Raw genomic sequence first — 22,681 nt, forward strand, 5'->3', positions numbered from 1 at the left:
TGGGTCTTATTTTTTTTCCTCCAATCGGAAGACTTTAAAATTATCCACGGTCATATGGTTGTTTACGGTGCGTAGACCAAAGTGTCCGCTGGTATAGGGCTGCGGGTCATAAAAATTGATGATACATTGGTCATCGCGGTAATATTGAATAATTCCGTTATACGCTATAATCTTGATCTTTGTAATCTTATTTGGCGTTATCAGGTATTTGGATTCCGAAAGGTCATGTTCTGGTAATAACGGCCTATCACCATTGCCCAGATATCTTCTAAAGCGGGTTTTGCTATTGTCATGTCCACCAACTCCCATATAGTATAGCCGTAGTCCGTCATAATTACTAAATTTACCGCCTCGCTTTTCTGAATTGGCAAAGAGGTTATCCAGGTTTTCAGGATCTTTGGCCATCCAAAAACAGTTGAGGTCCGAGACACGATCTTGGGGGCCGCCTTCTTCTATTACACAAGCATCATATTGGATCATTATGGGACCTTCCAATTGCTTTTTAAACCAAATGGTGCAGCCTGCCACATCGGTAATTTCCAGTTTGCCATCGGTTCTGGTAACGATACCTCCCGGCATTTGCTCCACTTTCCAATGCTCCAATCCGTTTTCGAAATTTTCCTCATAGAGCAATGTCGCTCCAACAAAAAGGGTATCACCGATCACTACATCCTTTGCTTTTTGGCAAAAAGCCTCGGAGAGCAACATAATCAGCATAAATGATAGGATAGTTTGTTTCATAAAATTATATAGTTATTGGTTTTATGTTCCAAGTGCATTTTAGACCCAACAAACTGTAAGGTTCGTCCAGGACAACATTTTGTTCCAGCAATAGTTCCCAGAAAGGTTTTCTAATACCAGGTAATTTTAGCTTTCTTTGTCTCCGTATTAACCCAAACGCTCGCGTGCTCAAATTCACGTGTGAATATCCATCCATCAGGTTTTTCCCGTTTATAGGCTCCTTTTGGGCTCCCCAGTGGCTTTTGTAAGGCAGGATAGTCTACTAGGTTTCCATCCTCCAAATTCCAACCCCAATTCCACTGAAAATATGAATAAGGCTGTGCCCCAATAAGGAAGCAGGCATGGTAATATTCCAATTGATCCTTAGACTTTTTTTCAATTCCATCTGTTTTTGTGGCTCCAATTGTTATATCGTTTTGTCCTTTTCCTTTGGCACCGAAACGATAAATAGATATTTTTCCCGCCTTGGCAATTCTAATCATATCGTCCCATTCTTTTAGAAGATTCTCTTTATTGGTAACGGTTGCATTGTAATGCTCAAACATAAAGGCATCACAGTAGGGAAAAACATCTTTGGTGTCGGCTGCATTGTTACCGACCAATATTTTATCGGGTCCCATTTGTTCTTTCAAGGCGGCCATCATTTCACCTTTGGCTTTTGATATTTCTGCCAAGTCCTCTTTAGGGTAATCGGCATTATCATCCACGTTCATACGATCAATAAAAATACCATCTGCTCCGGAGATTTGAACACCTTCAACAGCCGATGCCACCCACCATTTCCGAAATTCAGGATTTAATGCATCAAAATAGTACGAAAATGCTGGGCCATTAGTTTTTTCAAGGAGTTTCCCGGTCTCTGGATCTACGGCCAAAAATTTGGCCAATTCTTTGTTTTTAGTGATGCCTTGAGGGGTAAGATCTTTATTGAATTGTGTAAAGGGCCATGCAACGTAAGAATTGTAATAGAATAATACTTTGGACTCGGGTTTTATGTTATGAAACGCTTCCACTTCGTGCTTTGTTCCCAGTACTGCGTCACCAAGCATGTTAAATGCATGTGATTTTTCTATACATATAAAACCTGTTTTTTCTGCAATAAACTTAACCTCTTCCGGTAACAATATCCGGTCAATATCACCAAAATGATAGTACATAGGTGTTGTTTCCCAACTAAATTTTGGAAAATAGGTCTTTGATTTAAAATGGGAACCATCACTAATAGCCAGTGATGATTTTTGTTGCCCGTAAGAACAAAAGCTTAGGGCGAGTAAACAGTAAACAAGGCTTAGTGTTTTAATTGACTGAATCCGAAATAACTTTTCTTTTTTCATGGTTCTTTATTTATTGCAGTACAATTTTACGCAATGCCCCAGCCCCAAATTTCTTTACTGAATTGTTGCCGGTGATGGTTACAGGTAGTTCGTTATTCAATAGAAGTACACCTTCCTTAAACTCCAACACCACATTTGTTACCTCAGGAGCCGAAATAGTATATCCTTTGGCAGTAACTTCTTTACCATTACCTATAAAAATCACCCAATCCCCACTCTTCTCGTTGGCGATCAAGGTATATGTAGCATCGGTTGACATATCTTTGTATTTTACATTTTGATGGTTGGCTGAAGAAAAAACCAAATCTTCACGGCCCGATTTATGCGTAATGTTAAGTCCCACAAATTCCGTATTTCCATTTTCGTCTTCAAAACTTGAAATCTCTTCAATACTTTTTCCTTCGGCAGAGGTAAAAGGTTCGTAAACGGAAACGAACGGACTCTCCCAGGCCGCACCATGTTGTCTGGCAGCAAAGGTTAAATAGGGTTCCTCGTCAACTTCGTAAGGTAGGCCGTGGTCTCCCTTAAAAGCTTTGTTTGGGGGTGATTTGATGGAGAACACTTCACGACCTGCTGTTCCTTTCATCCATAAATTCATAAAAACATCATCTTGCCCTTCAGGCATATCTATCTTCCATTCCGCTTGATAGTCATCTTCAAGCTTTATCGCTTTTTTATCCCACATATAATCCAACGCATACAGGTGGCCACCGGCAAAAGCCATTTCTTCACTTGGCGTGAGTTCCAGAGGATTCCCATCGGCGTCCATAATTGCCATACGCTGCCCCAGGTTGTGATAATAATAATCATGGAACTTATCTCCCTTTCGCTGTTTTTTGGATCGAAATATATCCACATAATAGCCCGTTTCAGCTCCGGTTTTTACAATGCTCACCAAACGGGATTGGTCACTGCGGGTTTCAGGCTCCAAAAAATAGACATCAGAATAGGTAATGTCCGGATAATAACCTTCCTTTTGTCCCGATTGTGGATATTGTCCCAAAAGGTCAAAAGCGTGGTAACTTAACATTTCGGTATAGGAAGATACGCCATCAACCATCACGGTATTATGTGCTGGAAACTGTGAGTAATACTCCAAATAAATGGGTTGTAAATATCCCGCGCCTTTGCCAGGGTCGGCCCCTTGTACGAAACCTTTTCCATAAAGTTCAAGGTTTATGCCGTTGGCATGCATATGGTTGCCCAAAGAGGCGTTCAAAGAAGCCATCATACCATTTTTACCGGTCCCCATGCGTTGTACATGCCAACTTACATTGGGGGCGTAAAATGTTTGGGTGATATAATCATCCATATCGCCCTTTTTGTACTTGGAATTTATGGATAAGGGCTTACTTGCAAAAAAAGATTTGATATCTGCCCTCGGTTTTCCTGTTTGTTCGGTCTGTTCACCATCCGCGAACAAGCGGTACAAAGCGGTAAAGTCTTCTTCCAGTTCTTTATTGTTGTTTTTTTGGGCTATACGAATCATGTCGCTTATGGGCTCTGTGCTTAATGGACCATAATTGCTATCCCCAAAAGCTACCGTTTGCCCGTTGGGAAATAGATATTGCGGCAACATTTTAACCGCCTTTTCCATTACAGGCATATAGGGCAGTATATTGTGATTGAAGGTGTTGTTAAAGTCCTCTATAAAGTTTGTGAGATCTTTGGTAACTCCAATGGAATAGCCCGGACATTCGGCCCAAACACCATTGTCTTTATCATAACCATAATCCAAGAATTTGCTCAGCGACCATTGGCGGGCCGAGGTGACATTCAAGATATAGTTGATGTAGTATTCCCGCCCTTTTTTGTCCGCATAAAATTCGTTGCTTTTTAGGACCATAGCTGCCTTTAAAATAATCTTGGCCTGATGCAGGTTCCAATTATTCTGTGGTACTCCGTTTTTAATGATTTGATCTGTCCATCGTTTGATGGTGGTATCGTACATAGCAATGTGCTGTGGATAATTTGCTTCGATATATGGGTGTAAAAAATCATAGAGTTCGGCTATATCGATCAGCACATTTTCATGGATCACCTGAAAATTGGTAAATCCCACCAATGTTTGAATGTGGCCATTTAACAGGTCGATGGGTTCGTTTCTATAGGACATGCCTTCCATATAGGTATGAAAAACATCGAATGAAAATTTAGCATATTCCTTCTCATTTTCAAGCCAATAAACAAAGGCGGCATCTCGGGCAAGTCCAATTATTTCTTCATTAATGGAATAAACAATACGGCCGGTTTTGGACTGTTCTGCCCATTCAAAAGGGTTGCCCTCTTTGGATCGGTTAGGCAAATACAAACCTCTAGGGTCATCCATATACGGCAAAATATCTTCCAGTTTTGGCTTTCCATAGGGTGTGGTATAATCCCTTGATCCAACAAATCGCACCGTAGGAACCGGAGCCTCTCCATCAGCATGGGAATAGTTAATTCCCTCAACATATATGTTGGTCGCCTTGGTTTTCCAGTGCATTTGTAAGCGGGAGACCATCCACTCCGGATCTGTAACATGGCGTTCTACATGACCGTCAATGCGCTCATGGATACCCTGCAAGACCTCTTTTGCCCACTGCTCTTTTTGGATGGTCTTTTGTAGATCTTTTTTCTCGGATTGGGTTATGTACAACCTTGGGTATCCCTGCTCCAAATTGGATGGCAAGGGAATATCAACACTATTTTGCGAACTTCCCGAAGAAGTTAGTAGACATAAGCCAACAGCAAAAGCATAAGTCTTTACTGAATTTGTAATAGCGCTATAAGTTTTTGAAAACATGCTAATTCGTCTAATTTTAATAAGATCTCATTTACTCACTAAGTGAGATTTATGGCTCCATAGCTTGCCCTGGGTAAATTCACTTTGGACTATGGGCATTGTGGTTTATTGCAATTCCAACTTTATTACACTTACCATTTTGTCCGGGGCTTCTTTAGGCAATTGCAAAACAGTACCATTTGCTGAATTTCTGGAACTGATTTCCTTGTCGGAAGCCATCAAGAGAGAGGCTTTCTTCAACTTAATATTCTTGTTGATCAATAATTTCCCATCTATTGGCCAATCGAAAACATGGGCATAAACTACACCATCCTTTTTGGTATATCTTCCCCATTCGGGCATATCGTATGGACTGGCCGTGGCGCCATAAATTGCTTCTGAATTGGCCTTGGTCCATTCTCCCATAGCTTTTAACCTTCTAATACTTTGAGCAGGAAACCTACCATATCCGTCGGGACCTATATTCAATAAAAAATTACCGCCTTTGGATACAATATCCACCAATTTTTGAGTAAGGTCTTCGCTACTTTTCCACTTGGTGTCGTCCGGTTTATATCCCCAAGTACCGTTCATGGTCATACAGGATTCCCAATCTTCATCGATTCCCGTAGCCGGAATTTCTTGTTCGGGAGTACCAAAATCTCCGGCAAAATTGCCTTCCATATCCATACCTTCCATTCCCTTTCGTCCTTTATCTACACGATTGTTAACGATTGTATTAGGTTGGATATCTCGAATAAAACTATACATATCCTTTCCCATTTCGGTGGTATAATCGGCAATCCAATCCCCATCGAACCAAACCACATCAATATCCCCATAGTTGGTAAGCAACTCCTTTACCTGTGGTTTTAGGTAGTTTTTATAATATTCGGGAAATTCAGGATTAACCACCGTCTGGTCTTTTTGTCCGGCATTGTAATTCGGAAATAAATTCCCCTGTGCCTGGGGGTGGTGCCAATCTACTATAGAATGATATACTCCAAATTTAATCCCCTGTTTTCTTGACGCTTCTGCCAATTCCCTTATAATATCACGCTTAAATGGAGCGGTGTCCATGATGTCGTAGTCTGTAACTTCTGAATCCCAAAGACAAAAGCCATCATGATGTTTAGAGGTGATAACGATATACTTCATACCGGCATCCTTGGCCATTTTTACCCAATCATCCGCATTGAACAATTCAGGGTTGAACATTTTAGGGAATTTTTCATATTCTTCTATGGTGTAGTCCAATTTATCCATGGCCCATTCGGCGCCGCCACCGGCAATTTGTTCTCCTCGTTCACCACCTATTATGGAATATGCACCCCAGTGAATAAACATTCCAAACTTAGCTTCACGCCACCAAGCCATCCGTTCATCATCGGATAACTTTTTTGTTTCGGTTGCATTCTGGGAATAGCTTAGGTTAATTACCGCCATAAATATGATGGTAGCGATCAATATATTTTTTATAGTTTTCATTTTCAGTGTTTTAATATTATGTGTTATTTCAATATGCTTTCTTGTAGCTCCTCCAAGGTTTTGCCTTTGGTTTCCGGCATCATAAAAATTACGAACAATAATTGTAGGAACATCATTGCCGCAAAAAATAAGAATACATAGCCAGGACTGGAAAGGCCAGCCATAGCCACTGGCATAAACAGGGTAATCAGGGCGGCCAGAACCCAGTGGGTTGAACTTCCAAAGGACTGACCTTGGGCCCTGACTTCCGTTGGAAATATCTCTGATATGAATACCCAGATTACGGAGCCTTGGCCAATAGCATGGGCAGCTATAAACAGAAATAGGAAAATAGGCACCATTATTCCTTCCCATTCCAGTAAAAATGCCATTGCAACCAGGAACAAGGAGATGATATATCCAAAGGAACCGATATACATAAGTGTTTTTCTGCCTAACCTATCAATTAAGTACAGACCTAAAAGGGTAAACAATAGATTGGTAACACCAATTCCTATACTGCTCAATAAGGAAGCACTTGCCTCCAAACCGGCGGACTCAAATATTCTAGGGGCATAGTATAGGAATGCATTTATGCCTGAAAGTTGGTTGAAAAATGCAATAAGAAAGGCCAGGATTAAAGGAAATCGGTACTTTTTATCGAAAAGTGGTTTCTTCGGTTTTTGGGTGGGCTCGGTGGCTGACCACAGGCTTAGATCCATTTCCGTACCTGTGAGCTCCAGATATATTTCCTTTGCCTTTTCCACCTCTCCTTTTTTATCCAAAAGCCACCTTGGACTTTCTGGAATGCTGCTAATGGCCAAAACATAGATAAAAGCTGGGAGCGCCTCTATTCCTACCATCCAACGCCATGGTTGTGCCCCGGTATTTTGCAGCAAATAATTGGATATAAATGCAATTAAGATTCCCAGCACTATGTTTAATTGGTAAAGTACTACCAATTTACCACGATTTTTGGCTGGAGCAATTTCTGAAACATAGGTGGGTGCTGCTACTGTTGAGGCTCCGACCCCTAGGCCTCCCAAAAAGCGAAAGATTGAAAAAGTATAGGGGTCGGTTGCAAGACCGGAACCCAAAGCCGAGATCAAATAGAGAACCCCGATCCAGAACAGGGTTTTTTTTCTTCCGATCCCATTACAGGGTATGTGTGCAAATATGGCGCCTATTACAGTTCCCCATAGGGCCATGGACATCACAAAGGTACCATGGAACAAATCCGATGTTTTCCATAACTCTTGTAATTGTTGGTCGGCACCTGAAATAACAACGGTGTCAAAGCCAAAAAGAAACCCGGCCATGGCCACCACAAAGGAAGTATATATTAGTTTACGGTTCATATGTTTGGTTTTGTATTTTAATCTTTTTGTTTGATGGTGGCTGGTAGAGGTTTGGTAAAAGGAATACCAGCCTTAAGCTTTTTTAGCCTTAGCAATGCTTCCAAATAGTAATAATCTGCATAATTAATGGAGTAGTCAATTTCGCTGCCATTGGGTTTATGGCCTGTAGAGTGCAGTAAAAAGGCAGAATTGGCATCTCTGCTTTGATAGTTTTGGGATAGTTCCGCAAGCATTTTTTCTGCGTTGTCCACATAATTTTTAGAAAGATTGGAATCTTTGGCAAAGGTAGAAAGCTCAATAAGTGCTGATGCCACCAATGCCGCAGCTGAGGCATCCCTAGGTTCATCGGGGATGTTGGGAGCATTAAAATCCCAGTAGGGAATTAAATCTTCGGGCAGCTTATCCAGATATATCTTTGCGGTCTTTTGGGCAAAGTCCAGATACTTGGGATCGTTTGTTTCCCTATATACCATGGTATAGCCATATATGGCCCATCCCTGTCCCCTTGCCCACATACTATCGTCGGCAAAACCTTGATGGGTAACCCCTTTAATTTTTTGGCCGGTTTCCCGGTCGTAAACCACCGCATGATAAGAGGTGTAATCTGGTCTAAAATGATTTTTCATAGTTACATCGGCATGACTCACCGCAATATCATATAGGGACTTGTCCCCACCATTTTTTGAGGCCCAAAACAAAAGTTCCAGATTGATCATGTTATCTATAATGGTATTGTGCTGGGGCCATTCCATATTGGGTACCTCACGGGGCCAGGATAGGATAGTACCTACATTGGGGTTGAACAAGGTAGCCAAGGTATCCGCGGTTTTAAGTATAATTTCCTTGTATTCGGGATTTCCAGTAAGTCTATACCCATTTCCAAAGCTGTTGAAGACCTGAAAACCAAGATCATGGTCCAGTGCTGGAGTAACCGAAAGAGGGGTGAGATACCTGCTATAGGTATTGGCCGATGCTATCCATTTTTTTTTGCCCGTACCTTCATATAGGTACCAGAGTGTTCCAGGCCAAAACCCACTGGTCCAATCCTTGTAATTTATAAATCGCCATTCCTGGCTATCTGGGGCTATGTTTCTGGGAAGGCTCTTGCCATCTTCGGGGATGAGTGTTAAGGTCTTGGTAGCTTGTTGCTCACAATAAGCTAGTTCCTTATCTATATCGAAGATATAAGTATTGCTTTTTTTAGAGTTCTTATTGCCGCAACCTAGGGTAAGGCACAACAAAATTAAGGATGCTAATATTGGTATTTTATTGGTCATTATTTAAGGGTTAATCATTTTTGATATTCTATTGTTATTCATGTGGTACAGCGGGATCAATAATGGGATATGAATTGTATACTGTAATTATTGGTTTCATTTTTTTATTGCATAATTAATCGGCAGGTTTTTTGGTTATTTCTTTATGGAGACCAACATTGGGTTGGCAATTATTTTAGCTTGCTGGGAGAGCATGGCATCCCAATCATTAATGCCTGTAATCTGCCCGCTCAATTCCCATGCAAAACCTGCGTAATAGGTTAAATTGTTCTTGGGTTTGGTGATGACCAACAAATTGCTTTGATCGCGTATTTCAGTTTTGTGTACAAGTGCAGTGACTATATCAGTAGGGTTCAGGACTAAACCTTCCCCCAAATTAGTGCTGTCCATGGTTTCCCAATGCCGGAACCAGCCCTCTTGCCCGTTGAGTTTGGCGTCCCCTTTGTTTTCATGAAGCGTAATGCCTACGGCAATATTGGGTACTTCCCTTTCAGATGAAAATACGATTTCAAATTTTGAAAAATTGCTGCCCAGATCCAGGGTTATTCTTTTTGTTTCCTTTAATCCATAATCGCTCCAAGAAGCATAGTCCAGTTCAAATACAGTACGTGGTGGCCCAGCAGCTATGGTTCTTGCTGACATAAAGTTTTGGGAAACATATAGGCTGTCGTTTTCAAATATACCTATACCACCAGTACCTCTACTTCCACCTACATGATAGGGATCATAGCCTTCCCCATGATCAATGTGGTAGTAGCCAGGAGTTTTTAAATGCTCCGCATACCATTTGTTAATGATTGATTTATCCGTTCGCTTTAGCCATAGGTCTATACCGCTGGAAAGTGTACTGCCCGGCACCCCTTCCAAGGCCTCTTTTTGGCCGGTAGGGCCGTAAGTACGGAAAGCTACTTTATCGTTTTCCCAGGTATAGTCGTCCGTACGCTCCGGTACCAATCGGGAGTAGGCTACCACCTCACTTTCCGGGACCACCACGCTGCTGTCCATGACTATTAGGTAGGTGGATACCGAATTGGGCTCCGCGTCTGCCTGAAACAATAGTTCGTCATCATGCCCATCCTGGTCGTAATCGATCCATTGGGTTCTAAGATAATTGGCGTTACCTTCCTTACGTATTCTAAGTTCTTCCTTTTTATGGTTCTCTAGAAAATTTTTCAATTGTTGGGTAGATAATGTAACTACTTCGGATCTGGAAAAATCCAGTTCGTTTTTTACCTGAACTACCAATTGTTTATCAGCGGTTTTACCATTACAGGAAATGGCTACTAGGGCTATTAATACATAGCTCCTGATTAGGACTGCAGGACCATTTAATATCATGCGTTTTCTTGGTTTTTTATCTTGGAACTCAGTCCCTATGGTTAAATTGTTTATAATTTTTGTGCTTTGCAGGATGGATACCTGTTGTTTACGATCAAATAAATATTCCGTTACAAGTTTACCTAGATTGCATCATAGAAGGCATAAAATATGATTCAAAGGGTATAAATTATGATTCTTTAGGGGTCATTTAATTAAGTGGCCAGGTATTTCTCCCTTACTTATATAAAAATGGTCCTTTCGGGGTGCCTTCTTGCTCCTTTTTCTGTGCTTCCATTCATTTTCAACAGACCATTCCTATTGCTTGGAAAGGGGGGTCATTAATTACATTGGTGAAATATTATTCATCGCTTTAGTTTTGATTATAACTTAGTAATATGCATCACAAATCCATTGTTGCTTTTCAGGTCTAGGTGTAATTTAGAATCGTTGCTAACTTCTATTGCTTCAATTTTAACTTGAGTTCTGGTTTTTACCATTTCATCATCTGTGTACACTTTTGCATTATATGTGGCACCGGATTCTAAAAATGAGAAATCTATTTCTATTTGCCTTGTGGTATTGCCATTGATGCCTCCCACGAACCAATTGTTTCCTTTTCTCCGGGCTATCACACCAATTTGTCCGATTTCAGCTTGTAATACTTTGGTTTCGTCCCAAGTGGTTGGTACATTATTGAAGAACTCCAACTCTGGTTCATTTCCAATGGTCTTGGTATCGCCCCAAAGCCCATCGTCTTTAATAGGAGCTGACGGAGCTTTATCGTACCAGTATAAAAACTGTAGTGGACTAAAAATGCAAACCGTTTTCGCTAATTGAGAGGCGTGCGAGCCCATTTTATAGACACGTGTATTATAATAGCACACTGTATTATCCGCTGCTCCTGCCAACATTCTGGTAAACATAGTAATTAACGTGTGTTCATTGGGTACGGTTTCCTCGTCGCCACGAATACCTTCCTGGGTCAGCAGATTGGGATAGGTTCTAGAAAAGCCCGTGGGTCTATATTCATCGTGCACATCTACAACCATTTCAAATTCGGCCGCTTTTTTTATGGCTTCATGCATCCAGGTCGTTGCATCTTGGTCGCCCACTCGTACAAAGCCAAATTTAATCCCGGAAACACCCCATTCCTTAAACAATGGTAAAATTTCGTCCAATTGTTTTTCCAAAGCTCTACGGTTTACATACAGCATAACCTTAACTCCTTTTTCTTTGGCATATTTACAGATGGCCTCAATGTCAAACGGACCTTTGGAACGTTTGGGGTCTAAAGTAACCGTTGTGGCATCGGAAGCAGTGTCCATCTCGTTGCCATACCATCCGGCATCAAAATGCACATATTGCATATTATGGCTGGCTACAAAATCGATGGCTGCCAAACCACCTTGAGTGGTTAAGGTGCTTTCACGAAGAACCTTTCCTGGGGTAATCCAAGTTTCATCTTCTATCTCCGACGGGGGATTTAAATTTTGAATTATGTAATTATTTTCAAGTAATTGTCCATAACTACTTCCCATCATGACCACGCGCCATGGTGATTGAAAAGGTAGTTTTTTATGCACTTTAGCGCCTTCAATTTTACTTTCGGCAATCACAGCTCCCGTTATGGTGTCTTGTTTTTGCTCTCCTGTCTTACCATCAAGCGAAGACACTATACTGTATTTGGATGAACTACCTTTATTAAAACTCAATCGACCATAATCCACCAAACGTGCTTCCGCCAAGGCAATTTTTACACTATCACTAATTTCAATCAACAAAGGACGTTCTGCCCCTTCTTGTAATTCAGTTATTGGAATTTTTCTATATTCCCCTTGCGCGGTAAGTACTCCTTTTTCACGTTTTGGGGTGGACCAAACCGGATAATCTTCAGAAAAATTGTAGTGAATATTTTCACTTAAACCTATTTCTTCCAATCCCATTTGCTCAGGAACTTCATAGGCAAAGGCAATCCCTTCATCAAAAGCCCTTGCAATTATATTAAGTTTCGCCTCTCCCTGCTGTAAGTATATTTTTGTTTGATTGTAATGATTTGGAATGGTACTCAATTCACTAAATTTTGAGTTCCAAGTGGCATTTTCCGTAGTATATTCTATTTTTTCTACAGTGACGTTTCCCGAAAAATGCAATTCTTCTGAAAGTAATTCCAAAACTGAGGTTTGAATGACTTCCTTGTTATCATAATAGACCGAAAAAGTAAGGGAGTTTTGATTCTCATCGTCCAAAAACACTATTTTTTTAGATCCGTCCGGTGAGGTCAATGCAATAACTTCTGTTTGTTTACAACTACTGAAACTTAATATTAGTAAGAGTACAACCCTACATTTTTTTAAAAATTGGTTCATTAATTTATGGTTTTAGTTCAATTGAAATATTTTGAAAATTTGTTGGTGGTATTTTAAATTGTACTACTTTTTTACCCTTTATATTTTTTCTTGCGCCTCGCAACTCCTTAAAACCGATATTTAGAACCACCTCGCCTTCCTTATGATTGTCTGGTACGGTCAAAAAAATTGGGTCGTTACAAGTTAACTTCAATTGCTGGCCTGTAACCAAGGTGGCCGAGCTCGATTTTTTTCCTAATATTTCAATGGAATAGCCTTTAAACCTCATTTCTTTGCCAGCTCCAATAAAAAGTGTGGTAGAATTACCCTCTTGGGTCAACATCCCAAAAGTTCCAGTAAATTCAATGCCGTTATGTTGATAGGAATCCAAAACATCGGAAGAAAACACATAATCCGTTCTAGCAGTTTTACTATTAATTTGTAGGCCTACAAAACTTGCCCTATCATTGGCGACTGCAAATGGTTTTATTGCTGTAATGGTTGCCGGCTCTTTGCCTGTAGAAGGTTCGTAAACCGCAACAAAAGGTCTTTTCCAAGCTTCGCCATATTGCCTAACCACGGTAGTCAGCAATGGTGCTTTTTCTATTTTTTCTGGAAGTATGTTCCTGAAGGCCTCGGAGTGGGGCGATTTTACCGTAAAAAGTTCACGATTATCATTCCCGTTCATCCACATATTCATCTTTACCATTTCATTGTTGATAGATAAATTATATGTCGCTTTAAATGAATTGTCCATTCTTAAGGATGCCTCATCATACAGATAGTCATATGCTTTTATGTTGCCCGACTTTGAGTTAAGTTTTGATGAAGCCTTTAATGTTAAGGGTTGATTATCTAAGGTGGTATAATGTAATTCCTGCCCTAAATTATGGTAAAAATAGTCGTGATAATCGGCATTATTGGTTTTGGTTCTAGATCTGAAAATATCTACGTAGTATCCTGTCTTTTCCCCTGTCCGCACAATAGCCATTACCCGGTTTTGATCAGAATTGGTACTGGGTTCATTGAAATAGAGATCGGAAAAGCTAATATTGGGGTAGTACCCCGTTTTTCTCCCGCTTTTTGGGTATAGGTCATTCACCTGAAAAGGGTAATAGCTCCGCATTTTTTCGTATTGCGATTTCCCATTTACGGAAACCGTGTTATGCGCAGGAAATTGGGAATAGTATTCGCGATAGTCGGGCTGAAAATAACTGGAGCCCCTACCGCTTTCAGGTGCCAGGATATACCCTTTGCCATAAAGTTCCATGGCCAAACCGTTGGAGTGCGCATGGTTGCCCAAGGATGCTACCTGTGATATCATAAGGCCGTTTTCGGTGTCATGGCCGTTTCTCATGGCCAGCCAACTAACGGTAGGTGCATAAAAGGTTTGGGTCATAAAATTGTCTTGTTTTGCAGCGGCGATGCCCGAATCCAGCACCACTTCCGTGTTAAATAGAAAATCTAAAAACGGATCTTTTATTCTTTTTTCCTTCAACTTGTCCTGCTTGCCGTTAAGCATATACAGCATGGAAGTAAATTTTTCCTCTTGCTGTGGTTTGCCAAACATTTGGGCATTGGCCACCAGATCTAGGAAAGGCTCAATTTCCAAGGTCCCATAGTGCGAGTCGCCAAAGGCCGCTATATGTTTGTTGGGGAACAAATACTGCGGCATTACCTCTACAGCATTGGGAATTATGGGCATGGCCAGCATAATATCTACCCCAAGGGCTTCTTGAATCACCCTAGCCATATGGGTATACCCTTTGGCGACACTTAGGCCATAGCCCGCACTTTCATTCCAAACCCCATTATCCTGATCATAACCATAGGCCAATACATCGGAAACCGACCATTGTCTGGCTTCTGTCTCGTTAAATACACGATGCAGGTAGTATTGACAGCCCTTGCCGTCTTCATAATCCTTATCATTATCCAAAGCTAGGGCCAGTTGTATTACAAAATTGGCCTGATGGAGGTTCCAGTTATTGTCTGGCACCCCATTTTTTATGATTATTTCCGCCAATTTTTTTAAAGACCCCGTATATATGGGAACCATAGATTTTTTCTTCGCCTGAATAAAATCATAGAGAAATTCATAGGTTTCCGCCAGTTCGTCTACAATGTTTTCTTTGATGACCTGGAAAGATGTGAGACCAATGATTCGCTGTACATTCCCATGCTGAAGATCTATAACCTCATTCCTATAATACAGCCCTTTCATGTATACATCAAAGAGATGGGCCGCTAATTGTGCATACGCTTCATCGCGTTCAATAAAGTATACTATGGCCGCATCGCGGGCTATTTTCATGATTTTCTCATTGGTGTTCTCAATGATCCTACCCGTTTTGGAGGGGGGTACCCATTCCCATTCGTCGGTATTCTTGTTTTGTAAAAACAAGCCTCTTTCGTCTTCCAAATAGGGTTTTATATCCTGTAGTTCCGGAGTTTTATAGGCCGTAACATAATCTCTTTGCCCGGTAAACCTTACAGTGGGAACTGGGGCACGACCTTTAGCATGGGAATAAAACTCCCCATCCACGAACACATCGGTGGCATGCGACTTCCAATACATTTGAAGCCGGGAAGACAACCACTCCGGGTCCGTCTTGTATTGGTCCACATATTTTATAATTCTATTTTTAAATGCCTTGTAGTCGGACCTAATTTCTTCAGAATTTTCAATTTTCCCTAGGATATTGTCCCTGTTTAAATGTGGGGCCAACATGCGTGGATGCGCCCTTTCTATGGAATCGGGAAACAGGAATTGTGCAAATGCCAATTCACAATTGCATAGGAAGACGATCGTAGCTAAAACAAAAATTCTATTTCCCATATATTTTATTTGCTGTCCTGTTTTCTTTCCCAAATGTGACTATCGTTTAATAGGGAATTATATTCTTGCTGAAGTTCTTTTTTCAACCTTTCCAGAACCTCAGGATGTTTTGTAGATAGTTCCTGTGTTTCCGCTACATCCTGCTTAAGGTTATACAGCACGAAATCCGTAAGGATGGCATTTTTCACCAAAGCCTCGTTGCCGCGATGAACATTTAGGATTTTCGGGAGATATCCATCTTCGTTCTTCAATCGGGCCATAATTTTCCAATCACCACTGCGCATGGCGATTACATGTTGGTTCAGGGCATTGTAAAAACCCCATAACAAGGGTTTGTTACGTGCAACAGTTCCCGTGCTTAAGAATGTGGTTATAGATTGACCATCCAATTCCTTATGGGGTAGACCGGCCCTTGCCAGTTCCGAAAAAGTGGGTAGAAAATCCAAAGCGGAAACTACCGCATCCGAAGTTCCGATATAGGTCTCCTTGCCCAACCAATTTATGATACAAGGCACTCTAATGCCGGCTTCGTTGGTCCATAATTTCATTCCTTTTAAATTGCCTGGGGAACCATAGGAACGTTTTGCACGGCTATACCTCAACAGGGTTTCAGGTCCGTTGTCCGAAGTAAATACTACGAGGGTGTTTTTATCCAAGCTGTTATTTTTTAAATAGGTCAGCAATCGGCCAATAGCAATATCTACGTTTTCTACGTTTGCAAAATATTCAGCTTCTTCCAGCGTATTGGTAAATTGAAGGTATTTTTCTACCAAGGCTTCCGGAGATGCGATAGGTTCGTGGGGCTCATGAAAGGCAACTTCCAAAAAGAAAGGATTTCCCCCCTCTTTTCTATCGAGCCACTGCATAGCTTCATCAACAATAAGCTGACTGCTATATCCTTCCAATTTACCCACTTCGGTTCCATTGCGCACAAAGTTTTTTGGGTTTTTATGACTTGGAGAAGCATTGTTATGGGTAGCAAACCAATGCTGGAATCCAAAGTGGTCCGGTTGTGGCTGTTCTTCGGAATTGAACATAGAACTGCCGTGCCATTTACCCACCAAACAAGTGCTGTAACCAGCAGATTTAAGGAGTTGCGGTATGGTTTCCTCATCGGCTTGCAAATGCACCAGATCCTTTAAATCGTCCCTTTGCTTATTGCCGCCAACAATAAAATCGTACAGGCCGGCCCTATTTGGATTTCTACCTGTTAATAATCCCACCCTGGAAGGGGAGCAAACGGGTGCTGCAGAATAAAAATTGGTAAGCTTTATACCAGTCTCGGCCAATTTATCCAGATTGGGGGTTTTAATAATGGGGTGGCCATAGGAGGAAAGGTCTCCATAACCTAGGTCGTCGCAAAGCAGCACAATAATGTTGGGCCTGGACTTGTCAACTACCTTCACGGAATTTGGGGTAGATTTGCAAGATGTTATTATTAAGGAAAAAATCCCCAAGGCAAATACAAAAATTCTCATATAATAATATTTCAATTACTCCATAGTTGGGAGCCTCATATTAAATGTTTCCTGTCCAATACCCAATGGCGCTAAAGGCAAAAATCCGTTGTTTAACGGCGACTTATTTGTACCCTGTTCTTTTCCTAAAAGCACTGGACTTTCTTGTCATACAATTTTAGATAGAGTTTTAAAAAGTAAGCATAAAGCATGGTTCAAAGGGTATAAATTATGATCCTTTAGGGGCTTTTTTCTCCTGTCTACGGCCATTCTACTATATGCAATAGTTATTTCCCCATAAACTTATCAATTTTCAGAATCACTGGAATGCTCTTAAAAAAGACCGTTCCAAGCTCAGGGATTCTCCAGGAAGACCTATAAGAACTACACTAACGCGGTCCCTTTACGGTCCAGTAAGGGATATCTGCATTGTTAAAGGAAAATCTATGCTTGCTATGGGGACATTATAGAGCTTAAAAATGTAGGGGGCTTATTCATTATTGAAGGCTTTTAGGGACAGATTTTACCATTTTGGGCGGCAAAGGAGTGATAATTTATACCCTTTGAATCATAATTTAAACCTTGGGCCTGGAATTCTTTTTAACATTGCCTTAACAAATATTAACGCCGAATACGAGGTATTAATTTGTTGGCAAATTCAATCACGATTAACCAATAAACAACCATTTAAATGAAACTTTTATGATTACTCAAAAAAACAAACAATTTAGTTTAAAGTATGTTACCGCATTAATGGTAATAGTAGGGTTATTGCTCGGTGGGTCAACTGGGTTAATGGCAGCCGGCACAAATAGTGTTTTCGGAGTGCCAATATTAGAATTGGACGAGGACCAGGATTTGACCATCACTGGAACGGTGACCAGTTCCGAAGACGGAATGCCAATTCCGGCTGTCAATGTAATTTTGAAGGGTACCAATACTGGTACCACCTCGGATTTTGATGGAAATTATGCCATTAACGTTCCTTCGAGCAACAGTGTCCTTGTATTTTCCTCTGTGGGTTATGCTACCAAAGAAGTTGTGGTAGGGTCCAATAGGGTAATAAACGTGTCATTGGATACCGATGTAAGTGCTCTTGATGAGGTAGTGGTGGTAGGTTATGGTTCAGCAAAAAAGGAAACACTTACAGGTTCTATTGAGCAGGTAAAGGCTGAAGCCTTTGAAGATTTGGCTGTAGGTAGTCCGGCTTTGGCACTACAGGGAAGAACTCCTGGTCTGGTTGTGACCCGTACCTCTTCAAGACCAGGTGAAGAAGGTGTTAATTTTCTTATTAGAGGTGCCTCTTCTATAAATGGTATAGAGCCTCTTATTGTAATAGACGGTATTCCTGCTATAAATTCGTCCTCTTTTAATGATATGAACCCAAATGATATTGAAAACATAAGTGTTTTAAAAGGTGGGTCTGCATCCGTATACGGTTCTCGGGCCGCTGGTGGGGTAATTTTGGTAACCACTAAAAAAGGAAAAGGAGATGTTAAGGTAGATATAAGTACTATAACCCGTATGGGTACCATAGGCATTCGCCCACCATCACCAACGATGTCTCAATATGGACAACTATATGCAGCGGCAGCTCGTGAAGATTTAGCTTCTGGAAAACCACCTCGTTATTTCTTTTGGAACGATCTTGAAACCGTAGATAGAATAGCTGCGGGGGAAGAAGGATATTACGATTTACCTATAAATGGTAGAATATGGCTTGGTAATGCTCCTAGATTTGATGAAATGTTCGGCAATTCTTATTCTAGCCAACATAACATAAGTGTATCCGGGGGTACTGAAAAAAGTAATTTCCGTATTTCTGCCGGCTATGACGAAAATGTTGGTGGTTTAAAGGTAGCGGATGACAGTGCCGATAGATATAATTTCTCTATAAATTATGGTGTAGATATAAGTGATAAACTAAGCCTTAATACAAATATCAGTTATTTACATAATAAATTTTCCGGACCAACCTCAGGATTGGCTAGGGAGGCCGCTACATGGGATGCACCTTTATTCCCGACTTATAACCCCGATGGACAATATTATGCAAATTTTGGGGGTGTTAATATTACAGGCGATAGAAACGCAGTAGCACAAGTAAAAGATGGTGGTCGTGAAAATAAAGCTGTTGAGCAGTTTAAAATAGCTGCACAGGCTACCTATAAATTTACAGACCATTTAAACTTTACCGGATCTTATGCTATTAGTAGGCAAAACAGTGAATATCAGGCGTATGCCGTTTCTGTACCACTATATAGTTGGGATGGCGGTTTCTCCAATAATATAAATAATACAAGTTATATTGAAGAAGGAACAGGACCGGACAGTAATGATGGTAACATTACCTATAAGAATTACAAAGGAGCTTTAAATTATACCAATAGCTTTGGGAATCATAATATTTCTGGATTATTGGCAATAGAAGCAGAGAAAAATGAATTAAATGAATATAGAATTAGAAGAAATGGCTTTGTAGATTATGGCGTATACGATATTGACCTAGGTGCTACCGACCAACTGGTGACAACCGCTGGAGGGGGTAATGCTTGGGGCTTCTTTGGATATATTGGACGTTTAAATTACGACTATAAGGGGAAATATTTATTAGAGTTCCAAGGTAGACGTGATGGATCTTCAAGATTTGCAGATGGCGCTAAATGGTCTAACTACGGTAGTGTTTCCGGTGGTTGGGTTTTAAGTTCGGAAGAATTTCTTTTAGACAGCAATTTTATATCATTTTTAAAATTGCGAGGGGGTTATGGGGAAGTAGGAAGTACCTCTGGTATCGGTAACTTCGGATATTTATCAACTGTTGGTTTTGGTACTACCGTTTTTGGTGAAACAAATGCAAATCAGCAAGCAACTTCAAGAGCCAGTAGTTTATTTAGTAGTACTACAACATGGGAACGTATTATTTCAAAAGAGATTGGTTTAGACTTTAGACTATTTAATAACAAGGTATTCGGTTCATTGGATCTTTATCAGAAAGACAATGTGGGAATGCTTGTTAGAGGGATTACCCCAGATGTTCTAGGAACGGCAACTCCGTTTACCAATATAGGTACTTTAGAGACTAAAGGTTGGGAAGCAATGTTGGGTTGGCAAGGTAAAGTTGGGGAATTGGACTTTAGCTTAAGTGCCAATATGAGTGATTCCAGAAATGAAATTACAAAATATGAAGGAGCTCAAACAATTTATGAAAACCTAAATGATACTGATAGGTCCCGAAACATTTTGGGCAAACCAATCAACTCGTTTTATCTATGGGAAACGGATGGTTATTTTGACTCCCAAGCCGAAGTAGATGCCTATTATGCCAGTCTTAATCCAGGAGGTATATTGCCATCACAAAGCTCAAACGATGCTTTGCGACCAGGAGATATGATTGTTGTGGATTCCAATGGGGATGGCAACCTTGATAACGAAGATTTAACCTACCAAGGAGATGCTGCCGTACATTATGTTTATGGATTTAATTTTGATTTAAAATACAAGAATTTTGATGTAAGTGCCTTTTTTCAAGGTGCTCTAGACCATCAAATATATAGGGAAGGTTATTTCGCGCAGCCTTTTCAAGCAGAATGGCAGAACCAATCCAATACTTGGTTGGGTAGAACATGGACAGAGGATAACCGCAATGCAGAGTTCCCTAGGTTGACCACCCAACGAGGGCTATCTGCTTGGAACTATAGAAGTAAGGACCACATTTTACAAAATAATAAATACGTTAGATTAAAATCCCTGATTGTTGGCTATAATTTTAAAGGATTACAAATTGGGAATACACCTATTAATACAGTGCGTATTTATTTTTCAGGAAATGATTTGTTTGAGTTTACAAGTGTAAAGGATGGTTACGATCCAGAATTTCAGCGTAGTACAAATAACAGTGCCTATCCATTTATGCGTACTTGGGCATTGGGCTTAAAGGTATCGCTGTAGGGTATAGATATTTAATATTTAAATTAAAAAACATTCAAATGAAAAAAGTAATATATAAAGTATTGCCATGTGTTATGGTACTCTTTGCCTCTTGTGCAGACGAATTTATAGACTTAACACCTCCGGCATCAATCACGGACGAGGTTTATTATACCGAGGCGGAGCATTTTTTAACAGGCTCCAATAGGTTTTATACAAACTTAATAGGATGGAGCGATCAAGGTATTTACGCAGATCACGGTTCCGATTTGGTAGGATATACGGAAGATGGTGGGATGCAGGAATACAGTAGAGGGGATACTCAAGCACCTGAAGCTGATGCTTATTATACCAACGCCTATTCGGCTATTAGAGACATGAACCTTTTACTTGCAAGAGCTGAGACTTATGATGGAGAAGGAAGTATTGAAGCATATGTAGCCGCAACTAAATTTCATAGAGCTTGGCAATATTTCTTTTTAGTACAACGCTTTGGAGGTGTTACTTTGGTAACCGAACCTTTAGATGTTGATTCTGAAGAATTATATGGGCCACGTAATAGTAGATATGAAGTTGTTGCCCAAATTATTGCAGACTTGGATGATGCTATTGCTGGGTTACCTACAGAGCAGGAAATTAGCTCTTCTGATAAGGGAAAAATAAGCAAATGGGCTGCCATGGCTTTTAAAGCTGAAGTTTTGTTACATGAGGCAACCTGGATGAAATATGTGGGTGATAGTACAGATGGTGATGGCATTAGTTCTGGAGCTGGAAGCGCCGGATATGATACAGGTAAAATAAATACCTATTTACAGCAGGTTGTTACTTTAACAAAAACGGTTATGGATCAAGGCGGTTACGAGCTTTGGAATTATAACGATGCCCTGGATAATTTGAGTTCCAATTTCTTGTTCAACCTGGAAGACGGTGGATCCAATCCAGGCGGACTGGACAAGGCGTCTAACAAGGAGTTTATTTTTTACAACAAATATGATTTTACTTTTAGACAGGCTGGGACACTGGTAAGTCACGTTTTCGAAGGTAGGGTAAAACCCAGTAGAAAAATGATGGATATGTTTTTATGCGATGACGGTTTACCAATAAATCAGTCTTTAAGGTTTAGGGGATATGCAAATACACAAGATGAGTTTCAAAACAGGGATTTAAGAATGAGAGCTTATTTTACCTATCATAAAAATCTTGGTGAAATTCCTGAAACTGGAGACGTGCTTTTAAACGGGACAAATAACTTTGGTTACTTCAACTCTAAGTTTATGAGCTGGAATTGGGGAACGGATATTGCTTATAGGGCAACAACGACCGAAGCCTATGACATGCCTTTTATACGCCTTGCCGAAGTATATTTAATGTATGCCGAAGGTTTGTATGAGTTAAATGGAAGTCTAACGGACGCGGAAATGAACGAGTCGATCAACTTGGTTAAGGCCAGGGCTGGATTACCACCTATTAGCAATACTTTTCTAACGACTCACGGCATGGATATAGGAACCGAAATTCGTAGAGAACGTACCATTGAGCTTTATGCGGAGAGTGCAACAAGGTTTAACGACCTAAAAAGATGGGGTATTGCCGAAGATGAATTAGGGGAGACCATTTATGGCGCAGTTATAGAAGGTACTGCTTATGAAGGAAACCCTGCTTTGTATAATCCGGGAGCATATGGTTTTGGAGAAGCAACCACCACAACAGGGGTTGGGGAAAGAAGATGTCTTATAGTACAGCCATCATCAATTCGTAACTTTTCCAGGGATAATTATTTATTCCCAATACCTACATCCCAGACCGGTTTAAATGATAAGTTACTTCAAAACCCCGGATATTAAAAAATAGT

At 40.5% G+C, this 22,681-nt stretch carries 12 protein-coding genes; 2 read left to right on the forward strand and 10 right to left on the reverse strand.

Translation table 11 applies throughout. From position 1 onward, the window contains the following. Window positions 1-6: 6 nt before the first annotated feature. From BUA60_RS02735 to BUA60_RS02780, 10 genes are all read right to left on the reverse strand, one after another. Window positions 7-741: a DUF6250 domain-containing protein gene (locus tag BUA60_RS02735; RefSeq protein WP_143153111.1), complete on the reverse strand. Its 735-nt coding sequence runs from the start codon at window positions 739-741 to the stop codon at window positions 7-9. 110 nt (window positions 742-851) lie between these two features. Further along, the gene (locus BUA60_RS02740) at window positions 852-2,075 is read right to left on the reverse strand and encodes a putative glycoside hydrolase (protein ID WP_072860195.1); all 1,224 of its coding nucleotides are present in this window, start codon (window positions 2,073-2,075) and stop codon (window positions 852-854) included. A gap of 10 nt (window positions 2,076-2,085) precedes the next feature. Then, on the reverse strand, window positions 2,086-4,860 hold the full coding sequence (locus BUA60_RS02745; protein WP_072860196.1) for an endo-acting ulvan lysase-like protein: 2,775 nt from the start codon (window positions 4,858-4,860) through the stop codon (window positions 2,086-2,088). A gap of 105 nt (window positions 4,861-4,965) precedes the next feature. After that, window positions 4,966-6,327, reverse strand: coding sequence for an alpha-L-fucosidase (locus BUA60_RS02750; protein ID WP_072860197.1), 1,362 nt, complete (start codon window positions 6,325-6,327; stop codon window positions 4,966-4,968). Between the two features lie 23 nt (window positions 6,328-6,350). Then, complete coding sequence (locus BUA60_RS02755) at window positions 6,351-7,664, reverse strand: sugar porter family MFS transporter (RefSeq protein ID WP_072860198.1); 1,314 nt, start codon at window positions 7,662-7,664, stop codon at window positions 6,351-6,353. A 17-nt stretch (window positions 7,665-7,681) separates the two neighbouring features. Then, on the reverse strand, window positions 7,682-8,941 hold the full coding sequence (locus tag BUA60_RS02760) for a glycoside hydrolase family 88 protein (protein ID WP_072860199.1): 1,260 nt from the start codon (window positions 8,939-8,941) through the stop codon (window positions 7,682-7,684). 135 nt (window positions 8,942-9,076) lie between these two features. After that, window positions 9,077-10,279 carry a DUF4861 family protein gene (locus tag BUA60_RS02765; protein ID WP_072860200.1) on the reverse strand — a complete coding sequence of 401 codons (1,203 nt, stop codon included), beginning with the start codon at window positions 10,277-10,279 and terminating at the stop codon, window positions 9,077-9,079. Between the two features lie 362 nt (window positions 10,280-10,641). Beyond that, window positions 10,642-12,627, reverse strand: coding sequence for a glycoside hydrolase family 97 protein (locus BUA60_RS02770; RefSeq protein ID WP_072860201.1), 1,986 nt, complete (start codon window positions 12,625-12,627; stop codon window positions 10,642-10,644). A gap of 4 nt (window positions 12,628-12,631) precedes the next feature. Continuing rightward, complete coding sequence (locus tag BUA60_RS02775; protein ID WP_072860202.1) at window positions 12,632-15,445, reverse strand: endo-acting ulvan lysase-like protein; 2,814 nt, start codon at window positions 15,443-15,445, stop codon at window positions 12,632-12,634. Window positions 15,446-15,450: 5 nt separating this feature from the next. Further along, window positions 15,451-16,923, reverse strand: a complete 1,473-nt coding sequence (locus BUA60_RS02780; RefSeq protein WP_072860203.1) for a sulfatase-like hydrolase/transferase — start codon at window positions 16,921-16,923, stop codon at window positions 15,451-15,453. Window positions 16,924-17,604: 681 nt separating this feature from the next. Between BUA60_RS02780 and BUA60_RS02790 the strand changes: the two genes are divergently transcribed. Further along, window positions 17,605-20,850 carry a SusC/RagA family TonB-linked outer membrane protein gene (locus tag BUA60_RS02790; RefSeq protein WP_072860205.1) on the forward strand — a complete coding sequence of 1,082 codons (3,246 nt, stop codon included), beginning with the start codon at window positions 17,605-17,607 and terminating at the stop codon, window positions 20,848-20,850. Between the two features lie 38 nt (window positions 20,851-20,888). Then, window positions 20,889-22,673, forward strand: a complete 1,785-nt coding sequence (locus BUA60_RS02795) for a RagB/SusD family nutrient uptake outer membrane protein (protein ID WP_072860206.1) — start codon at window positions 20,889-20,891, stop codon at window positions 22,671-22,673. Window positions 22,674-22,681 lie beyond the last annotated feature (8 nt).

The sequence above is a fragment of the Arenibacter palladensis genome (genome assembly GCF_900129275.1).
Taxonomy (GTDB): Bacteria; Bacteroidota; Bacteroidia; order Flavobacteriales; family Flavobacteriaceae; genus Arenibacter; species Arenibacter palladensis.